The sequence below is a fragment of the Dehalogenimonas alkenigignens genome (assembly GCF_001466665.1).
Taxonomy (GTDB): Bacteria; Chloroflexota; Dehalococcoidia; order Dehalococcoidales; family Dehalococcoidaceae; genus Dehalogenimonas; species Dehalogenimonas alkenigignens.
This window is the reverse complement of the sequence record NZ_KQ758903.1, coordinates 368,614-390,364: the sequence shown is the minus strand read 5'-3', so window position 1 is coordinate 390,364 and position 21,751 is coordinate 368,614. Positions and strand designations below refer to the sequence as shown.

Sequence of the window (21,751 nt, the reverse complement as noted above, 5' to 3'; positions counted from 1 at the left end):
ATTATCAGGCGAAATTAGCTCTGATTCTGGCCGGCGCGTCGCTTCTTAATGGAAAATACCTATTTAATTCTGCTCGTAATCTGCCTGCTTCTGTCCGCTTTTTTCTCCAGCTCGGAAACGGCTTTTATCTCCCTTTCCAAGTTTCGCCTGCAAACGATGCTTGACGAAAAGGTGAAAGGCGCTGACATTGTCGCCCGCCTGGTGGAAAAACCGGAAAGACTGTTGTCCACCGTCTTGTTGGGCAACAACTTTGTCAACATTGCCGCGTCTGCTTTAGCTACGGTAATCGCCATCGATGCGCTCGGTGAGGAATACGGGGTACTGGTTGCCACCATCGCCTTAACCGTTGTCATTCTAATTTTCGCAGAGGTGACGCCCAAGACGGTGGCAACACGGCATTCTGAGAAGGTCACCCTGGCCTTTGCCCGTCCGATCAGCTTCATCGCCTGGTTGTTTGCACCCGGAGTCGCCTTTTTGTCATGGATTGCATCGGGCTTCATGCGCCTGTTTGGCGGCGGCAAGGCTTACCACCGCTCTCTCTTCAACGAGGAAGAAATCCGCTCGATGATCGATGTCGGCCACAAAGAAGGGACGGTGGAGATGGCTGAGGCCGAGATGCTGCATGCCGTCTTCGATTTCCGCGACCGGCCGGTATCTGAGGTGCTGGTGCCTCGGCCGGAGGTGGTGGCGGTAGAAAAAGGCAGCTCGATGAAGGAGTTCTTCGATATTTACGAAAAATCCCCGATGTCGCGGTTTCCGGTCTACGAGGAGAACATGGACAATGTTGTCGGCATCCTGTCGATTAAAGACGTGCTGATGGCGCAGGCGCGGGGTGAGGTCAAACCGGATGATTTGGTCGACGGCTTGATGCGCCCCGCCTATTTTGCCCCGGAATCCAAACCAATAGGCGAGCTGTTCAATGAGATGCGCGACAAGAATTTCCGTATGTGCGTGGTCATTGATGAGCACGGCGGGACCGCGGGGGTTGTCTCCCTGTCCCGGCTGATGGAAGAGATCGTAGGTCCGGTCGGCGATGAACTGTCCCGCGCCGAAAAGGACTATGAGTCCATCAATGAATACACCTTCCAGGTGGACGGCGGCATGCGGGTCAATGACTTGAACGAAGAACTGGAGCTAAACTTGCCCGAAGGCGAAGACTATGAGACGGTAGCCGGATTCATCATGAAAAAGTTAGGCCAGATACCCCGGCAGGGACAGGTGCTGCGGCATGACGGCTTGAAGCTGGTAGTTACCCGCATGCGCGGCAAAAAGATCGAGGACGTGCTGATTACCAAGGAAAAAAAGCCTGAACAGACAGCGGCGACGTCCCCCGTCCAGCCTGTCGCCGGCACTCCGCCGCAGACCGCAGGTAAATAATCGCCATCCCGCCGTTCATCTCGGTTTAAGAAGGTTCGAAATTGATCAACACCCGCCGTTTCCGTCTGCTTTTCGCCCGCGGCGAATGCCTGAAATTCATCTCGCACCTGGATATGATGCGGCTGTGGCCGCGGCTGTTCCGCCGCGCCGGACTCGGCATTGCCTATTCCGAGGGCTTCAACGCCCACCCCCGGCTGGCGGTTGCCTCGCCGCTGGCGGTAGGTTGGACCGGCGAGGCCGAACTGATGGAGGTCTGGCTGGAGAACCCGCCGGCGGTCCAGACGGCGCTGGGGCTGCTGTCAGCCGTGCTTCCGGAGGGGCTGACCATCGATCAGGGGATTTTTCTGCCGCTGGAGGGGCCGTCGCTGCAGTCAATGATGCGTTTTGCCGAGTACCGGGTGACGCTGCCGCTGGACCGGCCGGCAGAGGTAATTAATAAAGCCGTCGGCGACCTGCTTGGCCAGGCCACCCTCGAATGGAGCCATAAGCGTGACGATGAAACCCGGCATTACGACCTGCGCACCCAGATCGACGACATCACCGTCGAGGCTTTCGGCCGGGATAGTGTGAACCTGTCCATGCGGCTTAAGAACGACCCTTCCGGTTCCGGCCGCCCTGAACAGGTGGCATTAGCCCTGGGTTTCGCCCAGCACCCCATGGCAATTCACCGGGTGCGATTAGTGCTGGCTCAAGACAATTAGGATGAGTCAGCTGGTTGAGGACAGGGAAATCAGAAACAAATTTCAAGTGGCATAACTGGTAATGACACGAATCTTTATTGCCCGTCACGCCGAGACCGAATGGAACCGCCTGAAGCGCATCCAGGGCGGAGGATCTGACACGCCACTGAACGAGACCGGTCTTAAGCAGGTCAAGTGCCTGGCGGGACGTCTGGCAAACGAGAAGCTATCCGCTATTGTATCCAGTCCACTGGGCCGCGCCCGGGCAACGGCCGAAGCTATCGCCCGGGAGCACGGTCAGATGGCAGTCGAACTCGAGCACGGATTGCGAGAAATTGATGCCGGAGACCTGGAGGGACGTTCCGTGACCGAGATCGGCGGCAGCCTAGGAAAACTGTTGACCGCCGCCACTGCCGAAGGCCTGCCGAAGCTGCCCGGAGGCGAATCCCTGGCCGATGTCAGGGCACGCGCCTGGGACGTCGTAGAGACTCTGGTACGGCGTTTCCCGGATGGCGAGGCACTCATCGTAACCCACTATTTCGTAGTTCTGTCTCTGGTTTGTCGGGTACTGGGTTTAGCTGAAGGCGACATCCGGAAATTTCGCCTGAACACCGGCAGCCTGTCAGTTATTGAGGTCGACCCCGAGCTAAACGCCAAATTGGTCGTCTTCAACGAGTCATGCTTCCAGGTAGACAGCCAGCCCTGGTAGGCAGACTGCCGCCGCTTCCTCTAACTGCTATAATCTTATCAATGGACTTGATTGACAAAAGAGTTCTTGACATCCTCCGCGGTCACAGCCTGGTGTCCAGGGGTGACAGGGTGGTGGCAGCGGTCTCCGGCGGTGCCGATTCGGTCACCTTGTTGCACATATTACATAAAGTCAAAAGCGAACTCGGAATTGAGCTGCATGTTGCTCACCTGGACCACGGGCTGAGGCCGGAATCCGCCGCCGACGCCGATTACGTCGCCGCCTTAGCCCAGGACCTCGGCCTGCCATTCACCATCGACCGGAGGGATGTTCAGAGTTACCGAAAGAAGCACCGGCTCTCGCCGGAGGAAGCCGCGCGCGACGTCCGCTACCAGTTTCTGGAAGAAACGGCCCGACGAACCGGCGCCGCCTCTGTGGCCGTAGCGCATACCAAAAATGACCACGTGGAAACAGTGCTGCTGCACTTGCTCCGGGGCACCGGACTGACAGGCCTGGTGGGGCTGAAAGCTGCCAGCGAATTCCACTCTAGGGATGTTAATCCGCTGCGTATCATCCGGCCGCTGCTTTGCCTGTCGCGTGAAGAAGTTGAACTCTATTGCCGCGAACACGACCTGTCATTCCGCGCTGACTTCACTAATGAATCGCTAACCCCGACACGCAACCGCATCAGGCTTGAACTATTGCCCATGATCCGTGAACACTTCAATCCGGCCGTTGACGAGGCAATATCTCGTTTGTCGAGACTTGCCGCCGATGAGGTTGATTTCATCGAAACGGCAGCCGCGAACGCCATTGAAAGCCTGGTAAAGAAGAACGGCCCGGTCGTGGCTATCGACAAGTCCGGCCTGGGCGGCCTTCACCCCGCCCTGCGGCGCGCCGTACTGCGGCGGCTGCTGGTGGCGGCGCTGGGGAGTCCTAAAGACATCGAGGCGGTCCACATCGAAGACATGCTGGAGATCGCCAGCGGCGGTGCCGGCCGCAGCATAGATCTTCCCGGGGGTCTGGCGTTCTCCGCCGGCTATTCGGAAGTGTTGCTCGGCCGCGATTTGAATGCTTTGACCCTGCTGCCGACGATTGAAGGCGCGCATCCGCTGAATATTCCCGGGGTGACGGATATTGACGGTTGGCGGGTTGTCGCGAGCATTAAAGACTCGGTCACCGAAAACCCGCCGGAAAAAGAGGCGAGTCCATACGCCCAGTCATTGGATTTCGGCGCTGCCGGCGGCGAACTGATGGTACGCGCCCGACGGCCGGGGGACTGTTTCGTGCCGCTGGGTATGGGCGCTGAAAAGAAGCTCAAGGACTTCTTCATCGACGCCAAAATTCCACAAGACCGGCGATCCCGCGTTCCCATCGTTGTCAACCCTAGACAGATCGTCTGGGTGGCGGGCTGCCGCCTCGACGAACGGGTCAAAGTCTCACCGGCGACGGCGAGAATTTTAAGGCTGGAATTTGAGCGCCGTTCCGCCTAAGAAGCCGGCTTCACCGCCGAAACCTTAATGCTCATAATAGTCTCGGAGATGTGCTGGATCTTTGCCTCGGTCAAGCCGAGCGACTCAGCTTCCAGCATCAAGCCGGGGGCCATCTCGATGAAATCAAGGTCGAAGCATGTCTCGCCGATGATTTGAACCTTTTCGAAACCCGCGTCCCGGATAGCGGCAAGGTACTCCTCCTTCAAAACCGCACCGGCCACGCAAGCGGTGTAGGCGGCCACGGAGTCGCGGATATACTCCGGGAGGGGTTCGGTCAACACAATATCCGACACCGCGATGCGGCCGCAAGGCTTCAACACCCGGAAAGCCTCGGCAAACACTTTGGGTTTGTCCGGCGACAGGTTGATGACGCAGTTTGAGATGATGGTATCCACCGTTCCTGAAGCCACCGGCAGGTTTTCGATCTCGCCCTGTCTGAATTCCACATTGGTGATGTCCCCTTTTCGGGCGTTCTCTCGAGCCCTGGACACCATATCCGGGGTCATGTCTACACCGATAACCTTGCCGGCCGGGCCTACCTGCCGAGCCGCCAGGAAGGCATCGAAGCCGGCACCGGACCCCAGATCCAGCACCGTCTCCCCAGGTTTCAAAGCGGCGATGGCGGTGGGATTGCCGCAACCCAAGCCGAGGTTGGCACCTTCGGGCACCGCCGACAGATCCTCGTCGGAATACCCGATCGCCCGGGAAATGAGGTCCGGGGAAGGGTCGCCGCAACAACCTGTCCCACAGCCGCAGCCGCCGCCGCTGCGGGCGATGCCGCCGTAGCGTTCTTTGACGTAATTCTTGATCTCGGTGTCTTTCATCAAAGGCTCCTTTTCAAATCTCATTTATTATCGGACTTAAGAATTCACGAGCGCCTCTAGCCAGCCGGTCGGCTTTCATTACCATCAGGCAGCATGGCCTGCCTTCCCGGGCTAGAGTCACCAGAGCTAATTTGTCCCCGGCGGCCAGCCCAAGCCCGTCGCGGATTCCCTTGGGCAAGACCACCTGGCCGCGCCCATCGATTGAAACAACGGCCTCAACACTGTAACATTCGCCGGTCTCGCAACAGCTTCTTTTTAAAGCTTTTGTCATCTCCAACTCCAGTTATCAACAATCAGTATAATCAGAAGAATCAGAAAAGTCAAAGAATATTTTAGTCCGCCGGAGCAAACTCGACATTCCCTGTATAATATTCCTGTGCCGAACATCGAACCTCTGGTGTTTGCCGATGCCGCTGGATGGAAATCATGGCTGGCCGCCAACCATGATAAGGCTGGAGAAGCCTGGGTGGTCCATTACAAGGTTAAGAGTCCGCTCCCCGGGCTCCGATATGGTGAAGCCCTTAGAGCAGCCATCGCCTACGGTTGGATCGATGGCAAAATGAAGAGCCTGGGCGACGACCGTTTCATGCTGCGCTATACTCCAAGAAAGTTAAACAGTGTTTGGTCTCAAAGAAACAAAGACATCGCCAGCGGCCTGATCAGGCAGGGCAAGATGGCGCAGGCGGGGATGGCCGCAGTCGAAACAGCCAGGGCCAATGGAAATTGGGACAGCGCTTATTCCAACCGGGCGGTTCTGGTTATCCCTGAAGATCTTCGACAAGCCCTGGAATCAGACAAGACCGCGGCCCTCAATTTCTTGAGCTTACCAAACAATTCCCGCAATATGTATATCCGCTGGGTCGAAAATGCCCGGACCGAGGGTACCAGGCGCTTGAGGATTACCCAGGTCGTTAGCCGGGCGCAGGACAATGTCAAACCCGGTTGAGCTTCGGGCCAGGCGAGTTTACATAACACGTTGCAGGCGTGGATTCTCGGTGATCCCAGGTATCCTGCCGCGTTTGGCAATGGGTTTTCCGTCAACCTCATGCAGGTCAGCGGTATAGTCAATGGGTTTTGCCCCGGAAATATAGCTGCCGATACCGAAACCAGCCACCGGTGCCCCGCCCTCGACAAAATACCTGATGCGGTCCGGGGTGATTCCGCCGCTGACAAAGACGTCGACGTGAGAATGTCCAGCCTGGTCAAGCCGGGCGCGGACCTCCTTAACCAGTTCAGCGGTGACCCGGCCGCGCTCGACCGGCGTGTCGAGACGCACCGCCTTGAGTTTATTGCCCAGGGCTGCCGCCACCCGCAGGCTCTCCTCGGCTTCATCCTTGAATGTATCGACCAGCGACACCCTGGACACGCCCGAGTCGATGTGCTTATCGAAAGCCAGCGTGGCTTTGACCGTGTCGCCCATGACGATGATTAAGGCGTGGGGCATGGTTCCGGATGGTTCGATATCAGCCAGGCGCGCCCCCTCGACGCTGGAGCAGCCCTTACAGCCGCCAACCATCGCCGCGTAGTCCATGCGCCCGGAAACGAACGGGTGGACGTGCCGCGCCCCGAAGCTGATACAGGGGATTTCTCCGGCGGCCTGGGCGCACTCCCGGGCCGCCGTTGCCCAACCGGTCGATGCTGCCAGAATGCCGCAAATGGCCGTTTCGTATAGTCCGAACCTGAGGTAAGGCGCTTTGATACGCAGAGCGACCTCTTTCGAGATCACGGCGTTTCCGTCCTGGAGGGCCCAGACTTCACGGTTATTCGCGGGCAGCACCCGATCAAGCAAAGCCAGCGCCTCGTCCATGCCGCAGATAATGCCGCCGCCGTTGGGAAAGACCTCCATGACGGAAATAGGGTTGAGACCTTCTTTTTCCAGGATGTGGATGGTGCGATGGAAGTAGACATCGGCTGAATCGCCCCGCAGGACGGCTTCAGACGGGCGGAATTTCGACCAAGCCGAGTTTTGGATCTCCCTGATATCAGCCATCGGTGCCGCCTTCCGCCGCCCAGAATATTAGCCTGGTCCGGTCATACGAGCCCGTATCGTAGTTTAATGCAGGAAATGTCTGACGCCGGTGACGACCATCGCGATGCCGTTCTCATCCGCCGCTTTGATGGAGTCCTCGTCACGGATAGAACCGCCGGGCTGGACGATGGCAGCAATACCGGCCGCCGCAGCCTGGAGCACCGAATCGTTGAAAGGGAACATGGCGTCGGAGGCCATGACGCTGCCCTTAGCCTTCTCGCCGGCCCGCTTGACAGCGATGTCCACGCTGGTCACCCGGTTGGGCTGTCCGGCGCCCATGCCCAAAAGCATTTTATCCTTAACCAGGACGATAGCGTTGGACTTGATGTGCTTCACTGCCCTGAAGGCAAAGCGCAGGTCCTCGTATTCTTCTTTAGTCGGTTGGCGCCTGGTCACCGGCTTCAGGGTAATCTGGTCTTCCGGCAGGGCGTCAGCCTGCTGTACCAGCAATCCACCCTTAACATGGCGGTAATTGAGCGCCGGCTGCGTCTCTGCCGCCGGCAGCCTTGCCTTCAAGATGCGCAGGTCTTTGCGTTTCCTGAGGATTACCAGCGCCGCTTCTTCGTAATCCGGGGCGATCGAGATTTCGTAGAAGGTGCCGCGCATTGCCTCGGCCATCCCGGCGGTAAGTGTCCGGTTGACTGCCACAATGCCGCCATAGGCTGATACCGGGTCGCCTTCAAAAGCTCGCTGATAAGCCTCGGCAACGTCATCCCGGCTGGCCAGGCCGCAGGGGTTGGTATGTTTGACAATGGCCACTGTCGGCGCTTCGAAATCGGTGGCCGTCGCCCAGGCGGCGTCGGCGTCCAGGATGTTGTTGAATGATAATTCCTTGCCCCACAGCTGCTCCGCCCAGGTGATGCCGGAATTCTGCCCGGCGCCGACGCGATGCTCGGCGTAGAAAGCGGCAGCCTGGTGAGGGTTCTCGCCGTAGCGCAGGTTATAGCGCTTTTTAAGGGCTAAAGTCATGTTGTCCGGGAAGCCTGCGCTGCCCTGCCACAGGTACTGGGCGATGGCAGTATCGTACATCGCGGTATGCTGGAAAGCTTTCTGGGCAAGGCGCTTCCGCTCATCCGGGGATAAGCCGCCGCCCCGCAATTTCTCGATGAGGAGCGGGTAGTCGGCGGGATCGGTGACGATGATGACACCCGGGTAATTCTTGGCCGATGCCCGGATCATAGCGGGTCCGCCGATGTCGATGTTCTCCAGAGCCTCCTCCAGCGACACGCCCGCCCTGGACACGGTCTGGACAAAGGGATAAAGGTTGACTACCACCATATCGATCGGGGTTATCTTGTTCTCCGACAGTTGAGACATATGGTCTGCCTTGTCGCGGCGGGCCAGGATGCCGCCGTGGACCATGGGATGCAGCGTCTTGACCCGGCCGTCGAGGATTTCCGGGAAGCCGGTGATGTCCGAGATTGCGTGTACCGGCACTCCGGCCTGGGTTAAGGATTTCTTGGTGCCGCCGGTGGAGAAAATCTCCCAACCCAGTTTGCCCAGTTCAACAGCGAAAGCCTCAAGGCCGGTTTTATCGGAAACGGAGAGGATTGCCCGCATCTGTGTCCTCCTGGATATTATTCTGTGCTTGTCGAGGCAATAATGACCTGGCTATTCGAGGATGACCCGGCCGCCGCCGGTGTCGGCGGCGACTTCGCCGATAATCTTAGCCTCCGGCATGGACTGCATAAGCGCGGCAACCTTCGACGGGTCGGCGAAGACGACCATGCCGATGCCCATGTTGAACACCCGGTACATCTCGGCTTCGGCCACGCCGCCGATCTTCTGTATGAGTTCAAAAATCGGCAGCACTTCCCAGGCGCCCTTGCTAATACGGACGGCGGTGCCCGGCGGCAGGGTGCGGGGGATGTTGTCGGTAAAGCCGCCGCCGGTAATGTGGGCTAACCCCTTGACATCCCCAAGCACCGGCTTCAAATCAGCCAGGTAAGAGCGGTGGGGCTTGAGCAGCGCCTCGCCGACCGGGGTGTCCAGAGTGGAGTAGCGGGCAGCCATCGCCGAAGGTGATTCACCCAGGACGTTCCTGGCCAGAGAATAGCCGTTGGTATGCAGCCCCGTTGACGGCAAACCCAGGACGGCATCGCCGGGTCTGATCGAGCGGCCGTGAAGGATGCGGTCCTTCTCGACGATGCCGACGATGAAGCCGGCCAGGTCGTAGTCGTTGCCGTGGTACAGCCCGGGCATTTCAGCCGTCTCGCCGCCGACGAGGGCGCAGGAAACCTCTTGACATGCCATGGACAGGCCTTTGACAACGTCGGCCACTATCACCGGGTCGAGCTTGCCCATGGCGATATAGTCGAGGAAAAACAGCGGCTCGGCGCCGCAGGTCAGGATATCGTCGACGCTGTGGTTGACGATATCGATACCCACCGTGTCATGTTTGCCCATCGCCGCGGCGATCTTCAGCTTGGTGCCGACGCCATCGCAACTGGAGACAAGCACCGGTTTATTAAAGCCTGACGGCAATTCGAACATACCGCCGAAAAACCCCGGGCCACCCAACACCCCCGGGGTGAAGGTGGCCTTAGCCAGTTCCTTGATCCGTTCTTTGGCCTGGACCGCGGCGTCGATGGATACGCCGGCGGCGGCGTAAGCGTCCTGTTTGATGGAATTTCTCCTTGGAATGATGCCGAAATGATAGCATCAACAGCCACAGGCCGCAATTCACAAACTGGCGGCCAAGACGGCAGACCTTCCGCGCCTGGCGATGCCGGCGGCTTTGAGTTCCCGGATAAGTTGCTGATAGAAAATGGTGACTCTTGTCCGAGAAGACCTAATTGATAAATGAGTATTAAGAAAGATGATACCTGCTGGACAAAAAAGCTAGACTGCTGGTACAATGAATCATTGATAATCGTTGAAAAGAGGGCTTATGGCCGCTAAAGACTATTACGGCACCCTCGGCATCGGGCGGGCAGCCACCGCCGACGAGATAAAAAAAGCCTTTCGCAAGCTGGCCCGAAAATATCATCCGGACGTAAATCCGGGCGATAAAGCCGCTGAAGCCAAGTTCAAAGAGATCAACGAGGCTCACGAGGTATTATCGGACAAAGAAAAACGCGCGAAGTATGATAAATACGGTGAGAACTGGCAGCATGCCGAAGCTTATGAGAAGGCCAGCGCCGGCTTTCACCAGTACGAGGGAACCCAAAATCCGTTCGGGGGGTTTGAATATCGTACTTCAGGCGGCCCGTTCACCGGCTCTTATCCCGGCGACGATGTCGGGGATATTTTTGAGCAGATTCTCCGGGGCGGGGGCGGCCGCCGCCGGCCGCGCCGGGGCGAAGACGTTGATTACGAGGTTGAGGTAACGCTGGAAGAAGCCTACCACGGCACCCAGCGTACTCTGGCGATGCAGGGGGCCAAAGCCGAGAAGCTGGAAATTAAAATTCCAGCCGGCGTAACCACCGGCTCTAAAGTGCGTCTGGCCGGAAAAGGCGGAGAGGGTTCCGGGGGCGGGCCCCGGGGCGATTTGTATTTAGTGGTTAAGGTGACGCCGCACAGCCGATTCGAGCGCAAGGAAGATGACCTTCACGTCACTGTTGATCTTCCGCTCTATACCGCGATACTGGGCGGCGAGATCCACGTGCCCACCATAAAAGGAAAAAATCTGGCTTTGAAGATTCCGCCCGGGACTCAAAATGGCCGGACAATTAAGCTTGCCGGGCAGGGTATGCCGCATCTTGGCCGGACAGGCTACGGCGACCTGATCGCCCGGGTAAATGTTGTTCTGCCTACAAATTTGACAGGCCGAGAAAAAGAACTATTCACTGAACTGTCGAAATTAAGCGCCTCTGACTGATCCGGGGGAGGAAAAGATTGAACGAAGAAAGATACCGCCCGCGCTACGTCATTCACGTCGCCGCCGAACTTATCGGCGTTAAGACTCATACACTACGCTACTATGAGCGCTCCGGGCTGGTGAAGCCGCAGCGTTCATCCGGCAACATCCGCCTCTACTCCGAGAGCGATATTGAGACCCTGCGCCGGGTACGGAGTTTAATGGAAGACCTTGGCGTGAACCTGGCCGGAGTAGAAGTGATCACCAACATGCTGTTGAAAATGAACGATCTGATCAAGGAAAACGAGAAGCTGCGCGCCCAACTCACTCGGCTTCAAGAAGGGAATTTATAATGCGACAGGAAAAATTCACCGAACAGGCGCAGGAGGCAGTCGCTTCCTCGCAACAGCTGGTTCGCCAGTACCAGCATAACCAGTGGGATGTCGAACATCTGCTGCTGGCGTTGCTCGGGCAGGAGAAAGGCCTGGTCGGAGAGATAATCAAAGAACTCGGCGCCGATGCTGACGCCATAAAAACCGAGGTTGATGCCGTGCTGTCCAAGGTTCCCAAACTGGGCTACGACGCCCAGCAGATCTATCCCACGCCGCGGATCCAGCAGGTTGGGCTGGAGGCTTCTCAGGAGGCACAGCGACTGAAGGATGAATTCATTGGGACCGAGCATATATTCATCGCTATCGCCAGCGAGGCGAAAGGCGTTTCGGCGGCTATTCTGAGAAGCTTCGGCATCGATAAAGAGAAGGTTTATATCGCGCTGCAGAAGATTCGCGGCAGCCACCGGGTGACCGACGCCCGGGCCGAGAGTAAATACCGTTCGTTGGCTAAATATTCGCGTGATCTGAATGAGATGGCCGAACAGGGCAGGCTGGATCCCGTGATCGGCCGGGAGGCGGAAATCAGGCGGGTGATGCAGATCATCACCCGGCGGACCAAAAATAATCCTGTCATCGTCGGTGAAGCCGGCGTCGGTAAAACCGCGATAGCCGAGGGCGTTGCCCTGAAAATCGTCTCCGGAGACGTTCCCTCGTCGTTGAAAGGGCGCAGGGTTGTCGCCCTTGATATGGGCGCGCTATTGGCCGGAGCCAAATTCCGGGGTGAATTTGAAGAACGGCTGAAGGCGGTGATGGACGAAGCCCGCTCATCTCAGGGTGAGATTATCCTCTTCATCGATGAGATACACACCCTGGTCGGCGCCGGGGCGACTGAGGGGGCCCTCGATGCCAGCAATATGCTGAAACCGGCGCTGGCCCGGGGCGAGCTGCAGGTTATCGGCGCTACCACCTCGGATGATTACCGCAAATATATTGAAAAAGACAAAGCTCTGGAGCGGCGCCTGCAGCCGGTGTTCGTTGACGAACCCGGCATCGAAGACGCTATCGAAATTCTCAAAGGTTTGAGGCCCCGGTACGAAGCTCACCATAAAATCAAAATCTCCGACGAAGCGCTGGATGCCGCGGTCCGTTTATCCCAGCGTTATGTCACCGACCGGCATCTGCCTGACAAGGCCATAGACCTGATTGATGAAGCTGCCTCCAAGCTGCGATTGGATCTGGAGAGCACCCCTCCGGCTATCCGCGAACTGGAGAACAAAGTGCAGCAGCTGCAGTCAGAGGAAGAAGCCGCCTCCCAGCGTAATGATTACCCCGCCGCCGCCAATGCCCGGAGCGAGCGGCTTCGCCTTGACGACGAATATAAAAAAGAACGAGAAGCCTGGGTCGCCAGAGAAAAGATATCCGGGGAAGTCAGCGCCGAACATATCGCCGGCCTTATCGCCGCCGCCACCGGCATCCCGGTGTCCCAGATGCTGGAGGCGGAAGCCCAGAAGCTGGTGCACATGGAAGACCGCATTCACGAAAGGTTCGTTGACCAGAACGAAGCCGTGGTCGCCATCTCCGAGGCCATCCGCCGCTCCCGGGCTGGCCTCAAAGATCCGCGCCGCCCCATCGGCAGTTTCCTTTTCCTGGGGCCGACCGGCGTCGGCAAGACCGAACTGGCGCGTTCGCTGGCCTGGTTCCTGTTCGGTGACGACACGGCCATGGTCCGCATCGACATGTCGGAATACCAGGAGCGGCATACCGTGTCGCGCATGATCGGCGCCCCGCCCGGCTATATCGGCTTCGAAGAGGGCGGCCAGCTTACCGAGGCGGTTAGAAAGCGGCCTTACCGGGTCATCCTGCTGGATGAAATTGAGAAAGCCCACCCGGAAGTCTTCAACGCCCTGCTGCAGCTGCTGGACGACGGCCGCCTGACCGACGGCCACGGCCGAACGGTTGACTTTAAGAACACCGTGGTGATCATGACGAGCAACGCCGGCGTTGAAACTATCCGGCGGGAATCTAAACTCGGCTTTGTCACCGCCGCCGGCGGCGACGGCAGAGAAAACTATGACCGCATGCGTGACAAGGTCATGGCCGAAGTGCGCAAGGCGTTCAGGCCGGAGTTTTTGAACCGGGTCGATGAGATCATCGTCTTCCACGAACTTGGCCAGGAGCAGTTGCGGCATATCGTTGACCTGATGGCCCGGGAAGTCGAACAGAGGCTGGAAGACCTGGAAATCGGGCTGGAGATCACCGAGTCGGCAAAAGGATGGCTGGCGAAAGTGGGGTACGACCCGGTTTACGGCGCCCGGCCGCTGCGCCGCGCCATTGAAAAACATGTCGAGAACCCGCTGGCGACGCGCATTCTGAAGGGCGACTTCAAAGAAGGTTCCACCGTCATCGTCGACGTTGAAGCCGACGGCCTGACCTTCAAACCCAAGAGCGATGAAGCTCCCCCGGTTAAAGTCAGCCCCAAAAAGCGCCGCAACGCTAAAGCTGACCCGGCCGGGTAAGGCGTTGTCAGTATTGAGAGCCGGCAGCCCTGGGAAGCGGCTGCCGGCTAAGTTTTTCTAAGCAGGCATGACCGCTTCCGCAAAGGTGTTGACAACCCAAATCCCTGAATCTATAATACGGCACGGGCTTGAACGAGTCCGCCCCGCAGCTATTCCGCATGACACACCAAATCCCATTCATAAATTCGAGCATGCTTTTGGATGACTAAATACATCTTTGTTACCGGCGGCGTGGTCAGCTCGGTCGGCAAGGGCATCACCGTCGCCAGCATCGGCACCGTTCTTAAGAGCCGCGGTATTTCCGTCTCCGTCCAGAAGCTGGATCCATACTTAAACGTCGACCCCGGCACCATGTCCCCCTACCAGCACGGCGAGGTTTTTGTCACCGGCGACGGCGCGGAAACCGATCTCGATCTGGGCAACTATGAACGGTTCATCGATATTGACCTGACCGCGGAATCCAACACCACCTCAGGCCAGGTGTACTCAGCCGTCATCGCCAAAGAACGGCGCGGCGATTTTCTGGGCGGCACCATCCAGGTGGTGCCCCATTTGACCGGCGAGATCAAAGACCGCTTCCGCAAACTGGCGGATAAATCCAAAGCTGACGTACTCCTTATCGAGGTCGGCGGAACCGTCGGCGATATCGAAGGCCAGCCCTTCCTTGAGGCGATCCGCCAGATGCGCAAGGACGTCGGCCGCGACAACGTGCTGTACGTCCATGTGACCCTTCTTCCTTATATAGGACCTACCCAGGAGCTCAAGACCAAACCGACCCAGCACAGCGTCAACGAACTGCGGCGCATCGGCATTCAGCCGGACGTTATCGTCTGCCGCTCTGATATTTCCATCCCCGAAGCCATCCGCGACAAAATCTCGCTCTTCTGCGACGTTGACCGCGAAGCGGTCATCTTCTGCCCGACGGTCAATTCCATCTATGAAGTACCCCTGGTGCTGGAATCCGAAGGCCTGGGCGACTTCATGGTCCGCAAATTGGATCTGAAAGCCCACCCGCCGCAGCTCGACTCGTGGCGGGAAATGGTATCCTGCTTCAGCGGCGCCTGCGACACCGTCCGCATCGCCCTGGTCGGCAAATACGTCGAACTGAAAGACGCCTATTACTCGGTGCGGGAAGCGCTCACCCACGCCGCCATGCATCACGGCCGCAAGCTCCAGATTGACTGGGTGCAGTCGGAAGACCTGGAGCGCCCCGGCGGCGAAAAGCTGCTGGAGCATGCCCAGGGCATTATCGTCCCCGGCGGCTTCGGCGACCGCGGCATCGAAGGCATGATCAAGGCCGCCAAGTACGCCCGCGTTCATAAAGTGCCCTACTTCGGCCTGTGCCTGGGCCTGCAGATCATGGTCATCGAGTTCGGCCGCCACGTGCTGTCGGCCGCCCGAGCCAACTCCACCGAGTTCGACGCCGGTACCGCTCACCCGGTCATCGACATCATGCCGGAACAGAAGGTGGTTTGCGGCAAGGGCGGCACCATGAGACTCGGCAACTGGCCGTGCCAGGTAGTGCCCGGTACTAAAGCCGCCGCGGCCTACGGCAAAGAGCTCGTCTATGAACGTCACCGCCACCGCTTCGAGTTCAACAACCGCTACCTCGACAGCTACCGCGCCGCCGGCATGGTCTTCTCCGGCCTGTCGCCGGACCGCAAGCTGGTGGAAGTTTGCGAACTGGCCGATCACCCGTGGATGGTGGCCTGCCAGTTCCACCCGGAGTTCACCTCGCGGCCCGGCAAGCCGCAGCCGCTGTTCCGGGACTTCATCGGCGCCGCCAAAGACGTGCTGCGGGAGGGGTCGCAGGCGGCGCTGCCGCTTGCAGCCGAATAGAAATTTAGACCGCGCCGTATTACTTTTTAATTTCAGCAGGAGTTTTCAATGAAGCTGTTCCTCGATACCGCCAACATCGCCGAAATCAGAAAAGGCGCCGCCATGGGTGTGGTGCACGGCGTGACCACCAACCCGTCGCTCGTTGCCAAAGAAGGCCACAAGGATTACCAGTCGGTGGTGCGCCAGATCGCCGCGATCATCCCCGCCGGCGCTCCCATCTCCGTCGAAGTGGTCAGCGACACCGCCGCCCAGATGGCGGCCGATGGCAAACGCTTTTTCAAGTGGGCGCCGGAGAACGTGGTGGTCAAACTGCCGACCTCGGCGGAAGGCCTCCAGGCGACGCGTGAACTGGCTGACAGCGGCATTCGGGTCAATATGACGCTGTGCTTCTCCGCCAACCAGGCGCTGCTGGCCGCCCACGCCGGCGCCGCCTTCGTCAGCCCGTTCGTCGGCCGGTTGGACGACATCGGCCATGACGGCATGGCGCTGGTCAAGGATATCCTCGATATTTACAGCAACTATGAGTTTAAAACCGAGGTCATCGCCGCCTCCATCCGCCACCCGCTGCACTGCGTCCAGGCGGCCAGGATGGGCGCCCATATCGCCACCATACCTTATAAAGTACTTGAACAGATGCTGAAGCACCCGCTGACCGATATCGGCATCGAACGGTTTTTAGCCGACTGGAAAACAAGCGGCGCTTCGAACCAGTAATTTTAGGAGAGTTCCATGTCCGAAATCGATCCCATCAACAGCATCGAACCGGTGGAAGTCCGCCCGGAGCCCCCCGCCCCGCCGCCGCCGCCTCCGCCGCTGGGCCTGTCCACCCTGGAGACGATGAGCCGGGAAGACCTGCTGGAGCTGGCCAAGCGGATGAAGCTCACCGGCGTCACCGGCGCCAAAAAGCAGGAGATCGTGCTGCGGCTGCTGCAGGCCTCCACCGAGCAGCAGGGCAACATCTTCTGCTCCGGCATCCTGGAGATCATGCCGGACGGCTACGGCTTCCTGCGCCAGGCTTCTCTCCTGCCGTCAAACTCGGACATTTACATCTCCCAGTCCCAGATCCGCCGCTTCGGCCTGCGGACCGGCGATATGATCATCGGCCAGTCGCGGCACGCCAAGCCGGGTGAAAAGTACTATTCGCTGCTCCGGGTCGAGGCCATCAACGATCTCAACCCGGACGTCGCCAAGCAGCGGCCGCACTTCGGCTCCTTGACGCCGACCTTCCCGGACAAGATGATCAACCTGGAGATCGAACCCCTCCAGCTTTCGACCCGCCTCATCAATCTCATCGCCCCCATCGGCCGCGGCCAGCGCGGCATGATCGTCTCCCCGCCTAAAGCCGGCAAGACGATGCTCCTCAAAAACATCGCCAACGCCGCCACCGGCAACTATAACGATATCCACCTGATGGTCGTCCTCATCGGCGAGCGGCCGGAAGAGGTCACCGATATGCGCCGCTCCGTGAAGGGCGAGGTCATGGCCGCCACCTTCGACGAGGCGGTGGAGAACCAGACCCGCGTCGCCGAGCTGGCCCTTGAGCGCGCCAAGCGCATGGTGGAGTCCGGCAAGGATGTGCTCATCCTCCTTGACGGCATCACCCGCCTCACCCGCGCCTACAACCTGGCCATGCCGCCGTCAGGCCGCACTCTGTCCGGCGGCCTCGACCCGGTCGCCCTGCACCCGGCCAAGAAGTTCTTCGGCGCCGCGCGCAACACCGCCGAGGGCGGTTCGCTGACCATCATCGCCACCTGCCTGGTGGACACCGGCTCGCGCATGGACGATCTTATATATGAAGAATTCAAGGGCACCGGCAACATGGAGCTCCACCTCGACCGCCGCCTGGCCGAGCGCAGGATTTTCCCCGCCTTCGACATTCCCCGCTCCGGCACCCGCCGCGAGGAGCTTTTGATGTCGGACACCACCTTCCGCCAGGTGCAGCTGCTGCGCCGTATGGTCGCCCTCATCGCCGATGACGCCACCCACTTCGCCGAGGTCACCGAGCGCGTCCTGGACAAGCTCAAGAAATCCCGCAACAACGTGGAGTTCCTGGATAACCTCCAGCGCGGCAAAGAGTAGGCAACTCCTCTCCCGCGGCCTCGCGGGAGAGGGTAGGGTGAGGGCACCACCCGGCGTCTTTCTAGCCTGTCTTTGCGAGGACTTGCCTTGAAGGGCAAGTCCGTGGCAATCCGATCCGACCTGTATCTGATTGTTTATCAGCGTCTGACTGTACTGCCAATCACTCTACATAATATCTTCGTCCCTAACACTCCGCCCCGCCGCCCGTTATATTACCTGAAGATGGCTACCGCAAATCGGTACCATCGTACCCCCATGAAGCTGGTCTAAACCTATTGACACGCGTGGTATCATTGATACTAGTGCAGGTATAAGTCCGTGCACTGCTTGGCTTTACGCATATTTGTTAGATTAATTAAGAAAGGCAGGTGATGGGATTAGAAAGATGAGCCGCAAGGCAAAAACAGCAACCATTGCCACCCCATAGTCTAAGGGAAATAACCAAAACCGATAGACAATAACCATAAAATATATTGAAAGGTTAACCGAAAGGTCGAAATGAAAAAGTTAAACAAAATCTTTAGCGTCGTGTTGACAGTAGCCATCGCGGCCAGCATGCTGATCGCGGCTGTTCCTGTCAGCGCTGCTGACAACGCCTGGAGCGCGGTCTCCGTACCGGCTCACACCGGCGAAGTCATGCCCAACGACTATCTCCAGACCGGTTTCATGACCATGGGCATTGACGGCACCCTTTACGCTTATGCTCAGGTCAATCACTCCAGCAATCAGTACAAACTGATTAAGTCCACCAACGGCGGCCGCTCCTGGACCATGGCCAACCTGCCGGACCAGACCCAGGCCGCCACCGCCGTCTTCTGCTCCCCCAACGAGGCGAACGTTGTTTACGTCGCCCAGGGAGCCACCCTGTACAAGTCCACCGATAGCGGCGCCACCTTCGCCAACCGCGGCACTGCCGCTGGCACTATCACCGCCATCGGCGCCGCCCTCGCCGGCGGCAGCTACAAGGTGTTCATTGGTACTGGCAACGGCGTCTTCTACCAGAACGAAGGCGAACTCTTCCCCGTCTTCGACGCCACCGCCTTCCTGAACACCGCTGGCTTTAATGTCCAAGCCCTCAAGCTTTCCCCCAACTTCGCCACTGACCTGGGCATTATCGTCATCAAAAAGGCTGCTGGTGCAGCCCCCATCGCTAGCTTCTCCGTTAATGGCTTCGGCTTCAACACCACTCTTAAAGATGTTCAGATTGTTGCTGCCACCGACAACACTGTCGTTTCCATTGATTTCCCGTCTGACTTCAACATGTCCACCGCTCCGTTCTTCTATGCCGGCCTTAACGGCACCAACGGCGGCGTCTACCGCGTGATGGGCAATGCCTCCACCCCGTCCATCCTGCAGCTGCCCTTCTTCGGTACTGCCCAGCCGGTTGTCAGCATTGATGTTCTTGGCACCTTCTCCGGCGCCACCATCTTTGCCGGCACTTCCAATGGCAAGGCTTTCCTCAGCACTGACGGCGGCGCCAACTTCACCGCTGCCAAGAAGCTGACCCCCTTCGCTGGCATGACCATGGTCGCCCTCAAGAGCGACTTCGCCACCTCTGGTGTTGCCTACGCTCTCCAGGGCGGCATGGGCTTGGCCCAGAACGACCAGTCCGGTTTCAGCCTGAGCGTTGACCAGGCCAAGAACTTCAGCGCCGTTAGCCTGCTGAATGATTCATTCTCGGCCATCAACGACATGGCTGCCACTTCCACCGTCACCTGGCTGGCCACCAGCCGCGCGACTGCCGGCGTCGGTTCTTCTCCCGCCGGTTCTTTCACCGCTACTGGTAATACCACTAGTACCGCTATCGCGGCTGACAAGCTGACCATTACTAATGGTCATGCGACCGATGGTTTAACTGCTACCTTCAATGTTGCTACCGGTTCGGTTAGTGCCGCTATTAATGCCGGCTCTAGCGCTGGTGCAGCCATTGTAGGCAACGTCATCTTCCTTGGCGCCGGTGATTCAGCTACCCTGACCGCTACAGCCGCTGGAACCAGTGGCTCGATTGATATTCAGGGTTTGGGCGCCGGTTCCGTTGTGTTAGCTGTTGTTGAGGATCTTCTCGGCACCGCTAACGCTATCGTTGTTCCCCCGGCTGTTCTGCCCGGTGTTGGCTCTTTCAGCCTGCCCGATGCCGCTAGCGCTACCCCGGGTGTCGTGGCTGGTTCTATCGCCATCACCCTGACCGCTGGCGCCGTCACCGTCACTGGTGCGGCCACTGGTAACGGCACCTACACTTTCGGTGTCGATGCCTTCCCGGTTAACGTCACCATGGACACCGCTAATCCCACCGCCACCATCACCCAGACCGGCGCTGTGGCCGCTGCTGGCACCTTTGCCCTGACCACTGCTACCGCCTCGACCACCTCACCCATCAGCCTGGCAGCCGCGGTTACTGCCGGCACCACCGTTTATGCCAACAGCCTGTGGCGCAAGACCGGCGACAACTGGGAGCGCGTTTACTTCAGCGGCACTGATGCCGCCGCCATCAACATGCTCCGCCTGTCGCCCAACTACGCCACCGACCAGACTGTTGTCTTCACCACCAAGGGCACCAACAACAAGATCATGGTCTCCAACAACAACGGTACCCTCTTCACCGCTCAACTCGTCGCTCCCGGTGGAGCCACCCCGGTTGTTGCCAACACCCTGATCGTCCTTGACAAGAATGTTTACGTCGTCGGCGGCAACTCCGGCGTCGTGACCAAGACCCTTGACAACGGCTTCACCTGGACCAACGTTACCATCGCTGCCCCCACCGGCGGCACCACTGGTAACATCACCTCCATGGCCCGCTCGTCCGACGGCACCGCTCTGGTAGTCGGCACCGATCAGGGCCGCCTGTCCAAGTCCACCGACCTCGGCGCCACCTGGACAACCTCGACTGCCGCCCTCACCGGCGCCACCAGCCTGATGGTTGCTTTCCGGACCGGCTCCAATGATGTCGTTTGGGCTACTGAAGCCACCGGTGGTCTATTCTCCTATGACTTCGCCGCCACCACCCCGGCCTGGTCTTCCCGCCAGGACGACGGCGTCGCTCTGTTCGACTCCGCCGCCGGCAACCTGCTGACCGCTCCGGTCGGCCTGGCCTCCGGCACCGCCGCCGGCACAGCCTGGGTCACCTACGGCTTGAACGCCAATGGCTCGGTTGTCCGCCTGCTGTCTTCTGCCTCCAAAGCCGGCTTGATCGCCCCCAGCAGCGACTTCTCCTCCGCTTCCGCCCTGTTCGCTAACGGCAATACGCTGACCGTCGTCTCCGGCGCCAAGATGTTCACCTACACCGACACTCTTGCCGTCGCCGTCGCCGGCGTTACCGTTGGCGCCTTCACCACCAGCCAGGCCACCGTCAGCTGGACCGCTCTGACCGGCGTCGATCGCTTCGCCGTCGCTATAGTCCAGAGCAGCACCGCTGCCCGCGACCTGTACAGCGCTACCCTGGCCACCTCCAGCCAGTCCGGCACCTCCTACACCATCACCGGCCTCGCTGCCAACACCACCTACACCGTCAGAGTCTGGGGCGTTCGCACCTCTGACGATGCTCACCTGGCTACCGCCACCTTCGCCGGGACCTTCACCTTCTCCACCCAGCCCAACGTCCCGACCACTCCGTCCAACCTGGCCCCGGCCGCCGGCGCTTCCAACGTGCCGACCATGCCGACCTTCCAGTGGGCGGCTGTGACTGGCGCCACCAGCTACGAGCTTGAGGTCTCCACCGCTTCATCCTTCAGCCCGCTGACCGGCACCAAGATCACCACCTCCATCCCGGCGGCCGCCTGGACCGGCACCGCCCTGGCCAACAACACCACCTACTACTGGCGCGTTCGGGCCATCACCGGCACCGGCACCTCCGACTGGGTCATCAGCGTCTTCACGACCGCTGCTGCCACCCCGACCTCTCCTCCGGTGACCATCCCGACCTCCCCGGTAGTCACCCCGACCGTGACCGTGGTCATCCCCGACACTGAGACCCCGACCTACATCTGGGCCATCATCGGCGTCGGCGCTCTGCTCACCGTCCTGGTCATCGTCCTGATCGTCCGCACCCGCCGCGTCGTCTAAACTGAACACTTAGACAAATCGGTTGGATAAAAGGGA

General features: G+C 59.3%; 17 protein-coding genes. 12 read left to right on the top strand and 5 right to left on the bottom strand.

The genetic code is table 11. The features are described 5' to 3' along the window. Positions 1–48: 48 nt before the first annotated feature. From DEALK_RS02070 to tilS, 4 genes are all read left to right on the top strand, one after another. Positions 49–1,377 (top strand): HlyC/CorC family transporter, encoded by a 1,329-nt coding sequence (locus DEALK_RS02070; protein ID WP_083496313.1) that lies wholly within the window; start codon positions 49–51, stop codon positions 1,375–1,377. Between the two features lie 41 nt (positions 1,378–1,418). Continuing rightward, a complete protein-coding gene (locus DEALK_RS02065) occupies positions 1,419–2,078 on the top strand; it encodes a TIGR03936 family radical SAM-associated protein (protein ID WP_058438260.1) in 660 nt (219 codons plus the stop codon). Positions 2,079–2,139: 61 nt separating this feature from the next. After that, complete coding sequence (locus DEALK_RS02060) at positions 2,140–2,766, top strand: histidine phosphatase family protein (RefSeq protein WP_058438258.1); 627 nt, start codon at positions 2,140–2,142, stop codon at positions 2,764–2,766. Positions 2,767–2,807: 41 nt separating this feature from the next. After that, positions 2,808–4,238: a tRNA lysidine(34) synthetase TilS gene (tilS, locus tag DEALK_RS02055; RefSeq protein WP_058438256.1), complete on the top strand. Its 1,431-nt coding sequence runs from the start codon at positions 2,808–2,810 to the stop codon at positions 4,236–4,238. On the opposite strand, the gene DEALK_RS02050 is transcribed toward tilS, so the two are convergent. Next, positions 4,235–5,062 carry an arsenite methyltransferase gene (locus tag DEALK_RS02050; RefSeq protein ID WP_058438253.1) on the bottom strand — a complete coding sequence of 276 codons (828 nt, stop codon included), beginning with the start codon at positions 5,060–5,062 and terminating at the stop codon, positions 4,235–4,237. The genes tilS and DEALK_RS02050 overlap by 4 nt on opposite strands. Positions 5,063–5,075: 13 nt before the next feature. Further along, positions 5,076–5,333 (bottom strand): HgcAB-associated protein HgcC, encoded by a 258-nt coding sequence (hgcC, locus tag DEALK_RS02045; protein WP_058438251.1) that lies wholly within the window; start codon positions 5,331–5,333, stop codon positions 5,076–5,078. 105 nt (positions 5,334–5,438) lie between these two features. On the opposite strand from hgcC, the gene DEALK_RS02040 reads away from it, so the two are divergent. Continuing rightward, on the top strand, positions 5,439–6,008 hold the full coding sequence (locus DEALK_RS02040; RefSeq protein WP_058438249.1) for a YdeI/OmpD-associated family protein: 570 nt from the start codon (positions 5,439–5,441) through the stop codon (positions 6,006–6,008). A gap of 18 nt (positions 6,009–6,026) precedes the next feature. Here the strand turns inward: DEALK_RS02040 and DEALK_RS02035 are convergent, their stop codons facing one another. The 3 genes from DEALK_RS02035 to purM form a co-directional block, all read right to left on the bottom strand. Further along, the gene (locus DEALK_RS02035) at positions 6,027–7,052 is read right to left on the bottom strand and encodes a nicotinate phosphoribosyltransferase (protein WP_058438247.1); all 1,026 of its coding nucleotides are present in this window, start codon (positions 7,050–7,052) and stop codon (positions 6,027–6,029) included. Between the two features lie 63 nt (positions 7,053–7,115). Beyond that, complete coding sequence (gene purH, locus DEALK_RS02030) at positions 7,116–8,651, bottom strand: bifunctional phosphoribosylaminoimidazolecarboxamide formyltransferase/IMP cyclohydrolase (RefSeq protein ID WP_058438245.1); 1,536 nt, start codon at positions 8,649–8,651, stop codon at positions 7,116–7,118. Positions 8,652–8,702: 51 nt separating this feature from the next. Beyond that, a complete protein-coding gene (purM, locus tag DEALK_RS02025; protein ID WP_058438243.1) occupies positions 8,703–9,716 on the bottom strand; it encodes a phosphoribosylformylglycinamidine cyclo-ligase in 1,014 nt (337 codons plus the stop codon). Positions 9,717–9,981: 265 nt separating this feature from the next. Here purM and DEALK_RS02020 point away from each other — a divergent pair, with 265 nt between their 5' ends. The 7 genes from DEALK_RS02020 to DEALK_RS01990 all read left to right on the top strand — a co-directional run bounded on the left by DEALK_RS02020 (position 9,982) and on the right by DEALK_RS01990 (position 21,715). Further along, complete coding sequence (locus DEALK_RS02020; RefSeq protein ID WP_058438239.1) at positions 9,982–10,911, top strand: DnaJ C-terminal domain-containing protein; 930 nt, start codon at positions 9,982–9,984, stop codon at positions 10,909–10,911. 17 nt (positions 10,912–10,928) lie between these two features. Next, a complete protein-coding gene (locus DEALK_RS02015; protein ID WP_058438237.1) occupies positions 10,929–11,243 on the top strand; it encodes a MerR family transcriptional regulator in 315 nt (104 codons plus the stop codon). Then, positions 11,243–13,738 (top strand): ATP-dependent Clp protease ATP-binding subunit, encoded by a 2,496-nt coding sequence (locus DEALK_RS02010; protein WP_058438235.1) that lies wholly within the window; start codon positions 11,243–11,245, stop codon positions 13,736–13,738. The genes DEALK_RS02015 and DEALK_RS02010 overlap by 1 nt, the downstream gene beginning before the upstream one ends. A 201-nt stretch (positions 13,739–13,939) precedes the next feature. Next, positions 13,940–15,577, top strand: coding sequence for a CTP synthase (gene pyrG, locus DEALK_RS02005; RefSeq protein ID WP_058438233.1), 1,638 nt, complete (start codon positions 13,940–13,942; stop codon positions 15,575–15,577). Between the two features lie 48 nt (positions 15,578–15,625). Then, positions 15,626–16,291, top strand: coding sequence for a fructose-6-phosphate aldolase (fsa, locus tag DEALK_RS02000; RefSeq protein ID WP_058438231.1), 666 nt, complete (start codon positions 15,626–15,628; stop codon positions 16,289–16,291). Positions 16,292–16,414: 123 nt separating this feature from the next. Further along, positions 16,415–17,656, top strand: a complete 1,242-nt coding sequence (gene rho / locus DEALK_RS01995) for a transcription termination factor Rho (protein WP_058440011.1) — start codon at positions 16,415–16,417, stop codon at positions 17,654–17,656. A 498-nt stretch (positions 17,657–18,154) separates the two neighbouring features. Continuing rightward, positions 18,155–21,715 carry a beta strand repeat-containing protein gene (locus DEALK_RS01990; protein WP_058438229.1) on the top strand — a complete coding sequence of 1,187 codons (3,561 nt, stop codon included), beginning with the start codon at positions 18,155–18,157 and terminating at the stop codon, positions 21,713–21,715. Positions 21,716–21,751 lie beyond the last annotated feature (36 nt).

Excerpts from the sequence above, each read along its gene's own strand:
- fsa (WP_058438231.1), top strand. The coding sequence starts at position 15,626 with ATGAAGCTGTTCCTCGATACCGCCAACATCGCCGAAATCAGAAAAGGC.
- DEALK_RS02010 (WP_058438235.1), top strand. The coding sequence starts at position 11,243 with ATGCGACAGGAAAAATTCACCGAACAGGCGCAGGAGGCAGTCGCTTCC.
- DEALK_RS02060 (WP_058438258.1), top strand. The coding sequence starts at position 2,140 with ATGACACGAATCTTTATTGCCCGTCACGCCGAGACCGAATGGAACCGC.
- rho (WP_058440011.1), top strand. The coding sequence starts at position 16,415 with ATGAGCCGGGAAGACCTGCTGGAGCTGGCCAAGCGGATGAAGCTCACC.
- purH (WP_058438245.1), bottom strand. The coding sequence starts at position 8,651 with ATGCGGGCAATCCTCTCCGTTTCCGATAAAACCGGCCTTGAGGCTTTC.
- hgcC (WP_058438251.1), bottom strand. The coding sequence starts at position 5,333 with ATGACAAAAGCTTTAAAAAGAAGCTGTTGCGAGACCGGCGAATGTTAC.
- pyrG (WP_058438233.1), top strand. The coding sequence starts at position 13,940 with ATGACTAAATACATCTTTGTTACCGGCGGCGTGGTCAGCTCGGTCGGC.
- DEALK_RS02020 (WP_058438239.1), top strand. The coding sequence starts at position 9,982 with ATGGCCGCTAAAGACTATTACGGCACCCTCGGCATCGGGCGGGCAGCC.
- tilS (WP_058438256.1), top strand. The coding sequence starts at position 2,808 with ATGGACTTGATTGACAAAAGAGTTCTTGACATCCTCCGCGGTCACAGC.
- DEALK_RS02035 (WP_058438247.1), bottom strand. The coding sequence starts at position 7,052 with ATGGCTGATATCAGGGAGATCCAAAACTCGGCTTGGTCGAAATTCCGC.
- DEALK_RS02050 (WP_058438253.1), bottom strand. The coding sequence starts at position 5,062 with ATGAAAGACACCGAGATCAAGAATTACGTCAAAGAACGCTACGGCGGC.
- DEALK_RS01990 (WP_058438229.1), top strand. The coding sequence starts at position 18,155 with ATGAAAAAGTTAAACAAAATCTTTAGCGTCGTGTTGACAGTAGCCATC.
- DEALK_RS02070 (WP_083496313.1), top strand. The coding sequence starts at position 49 with ATGGAAAATACCTATTTAATTCTGCTCGTAATCTGCCTGCTTCTGTCC.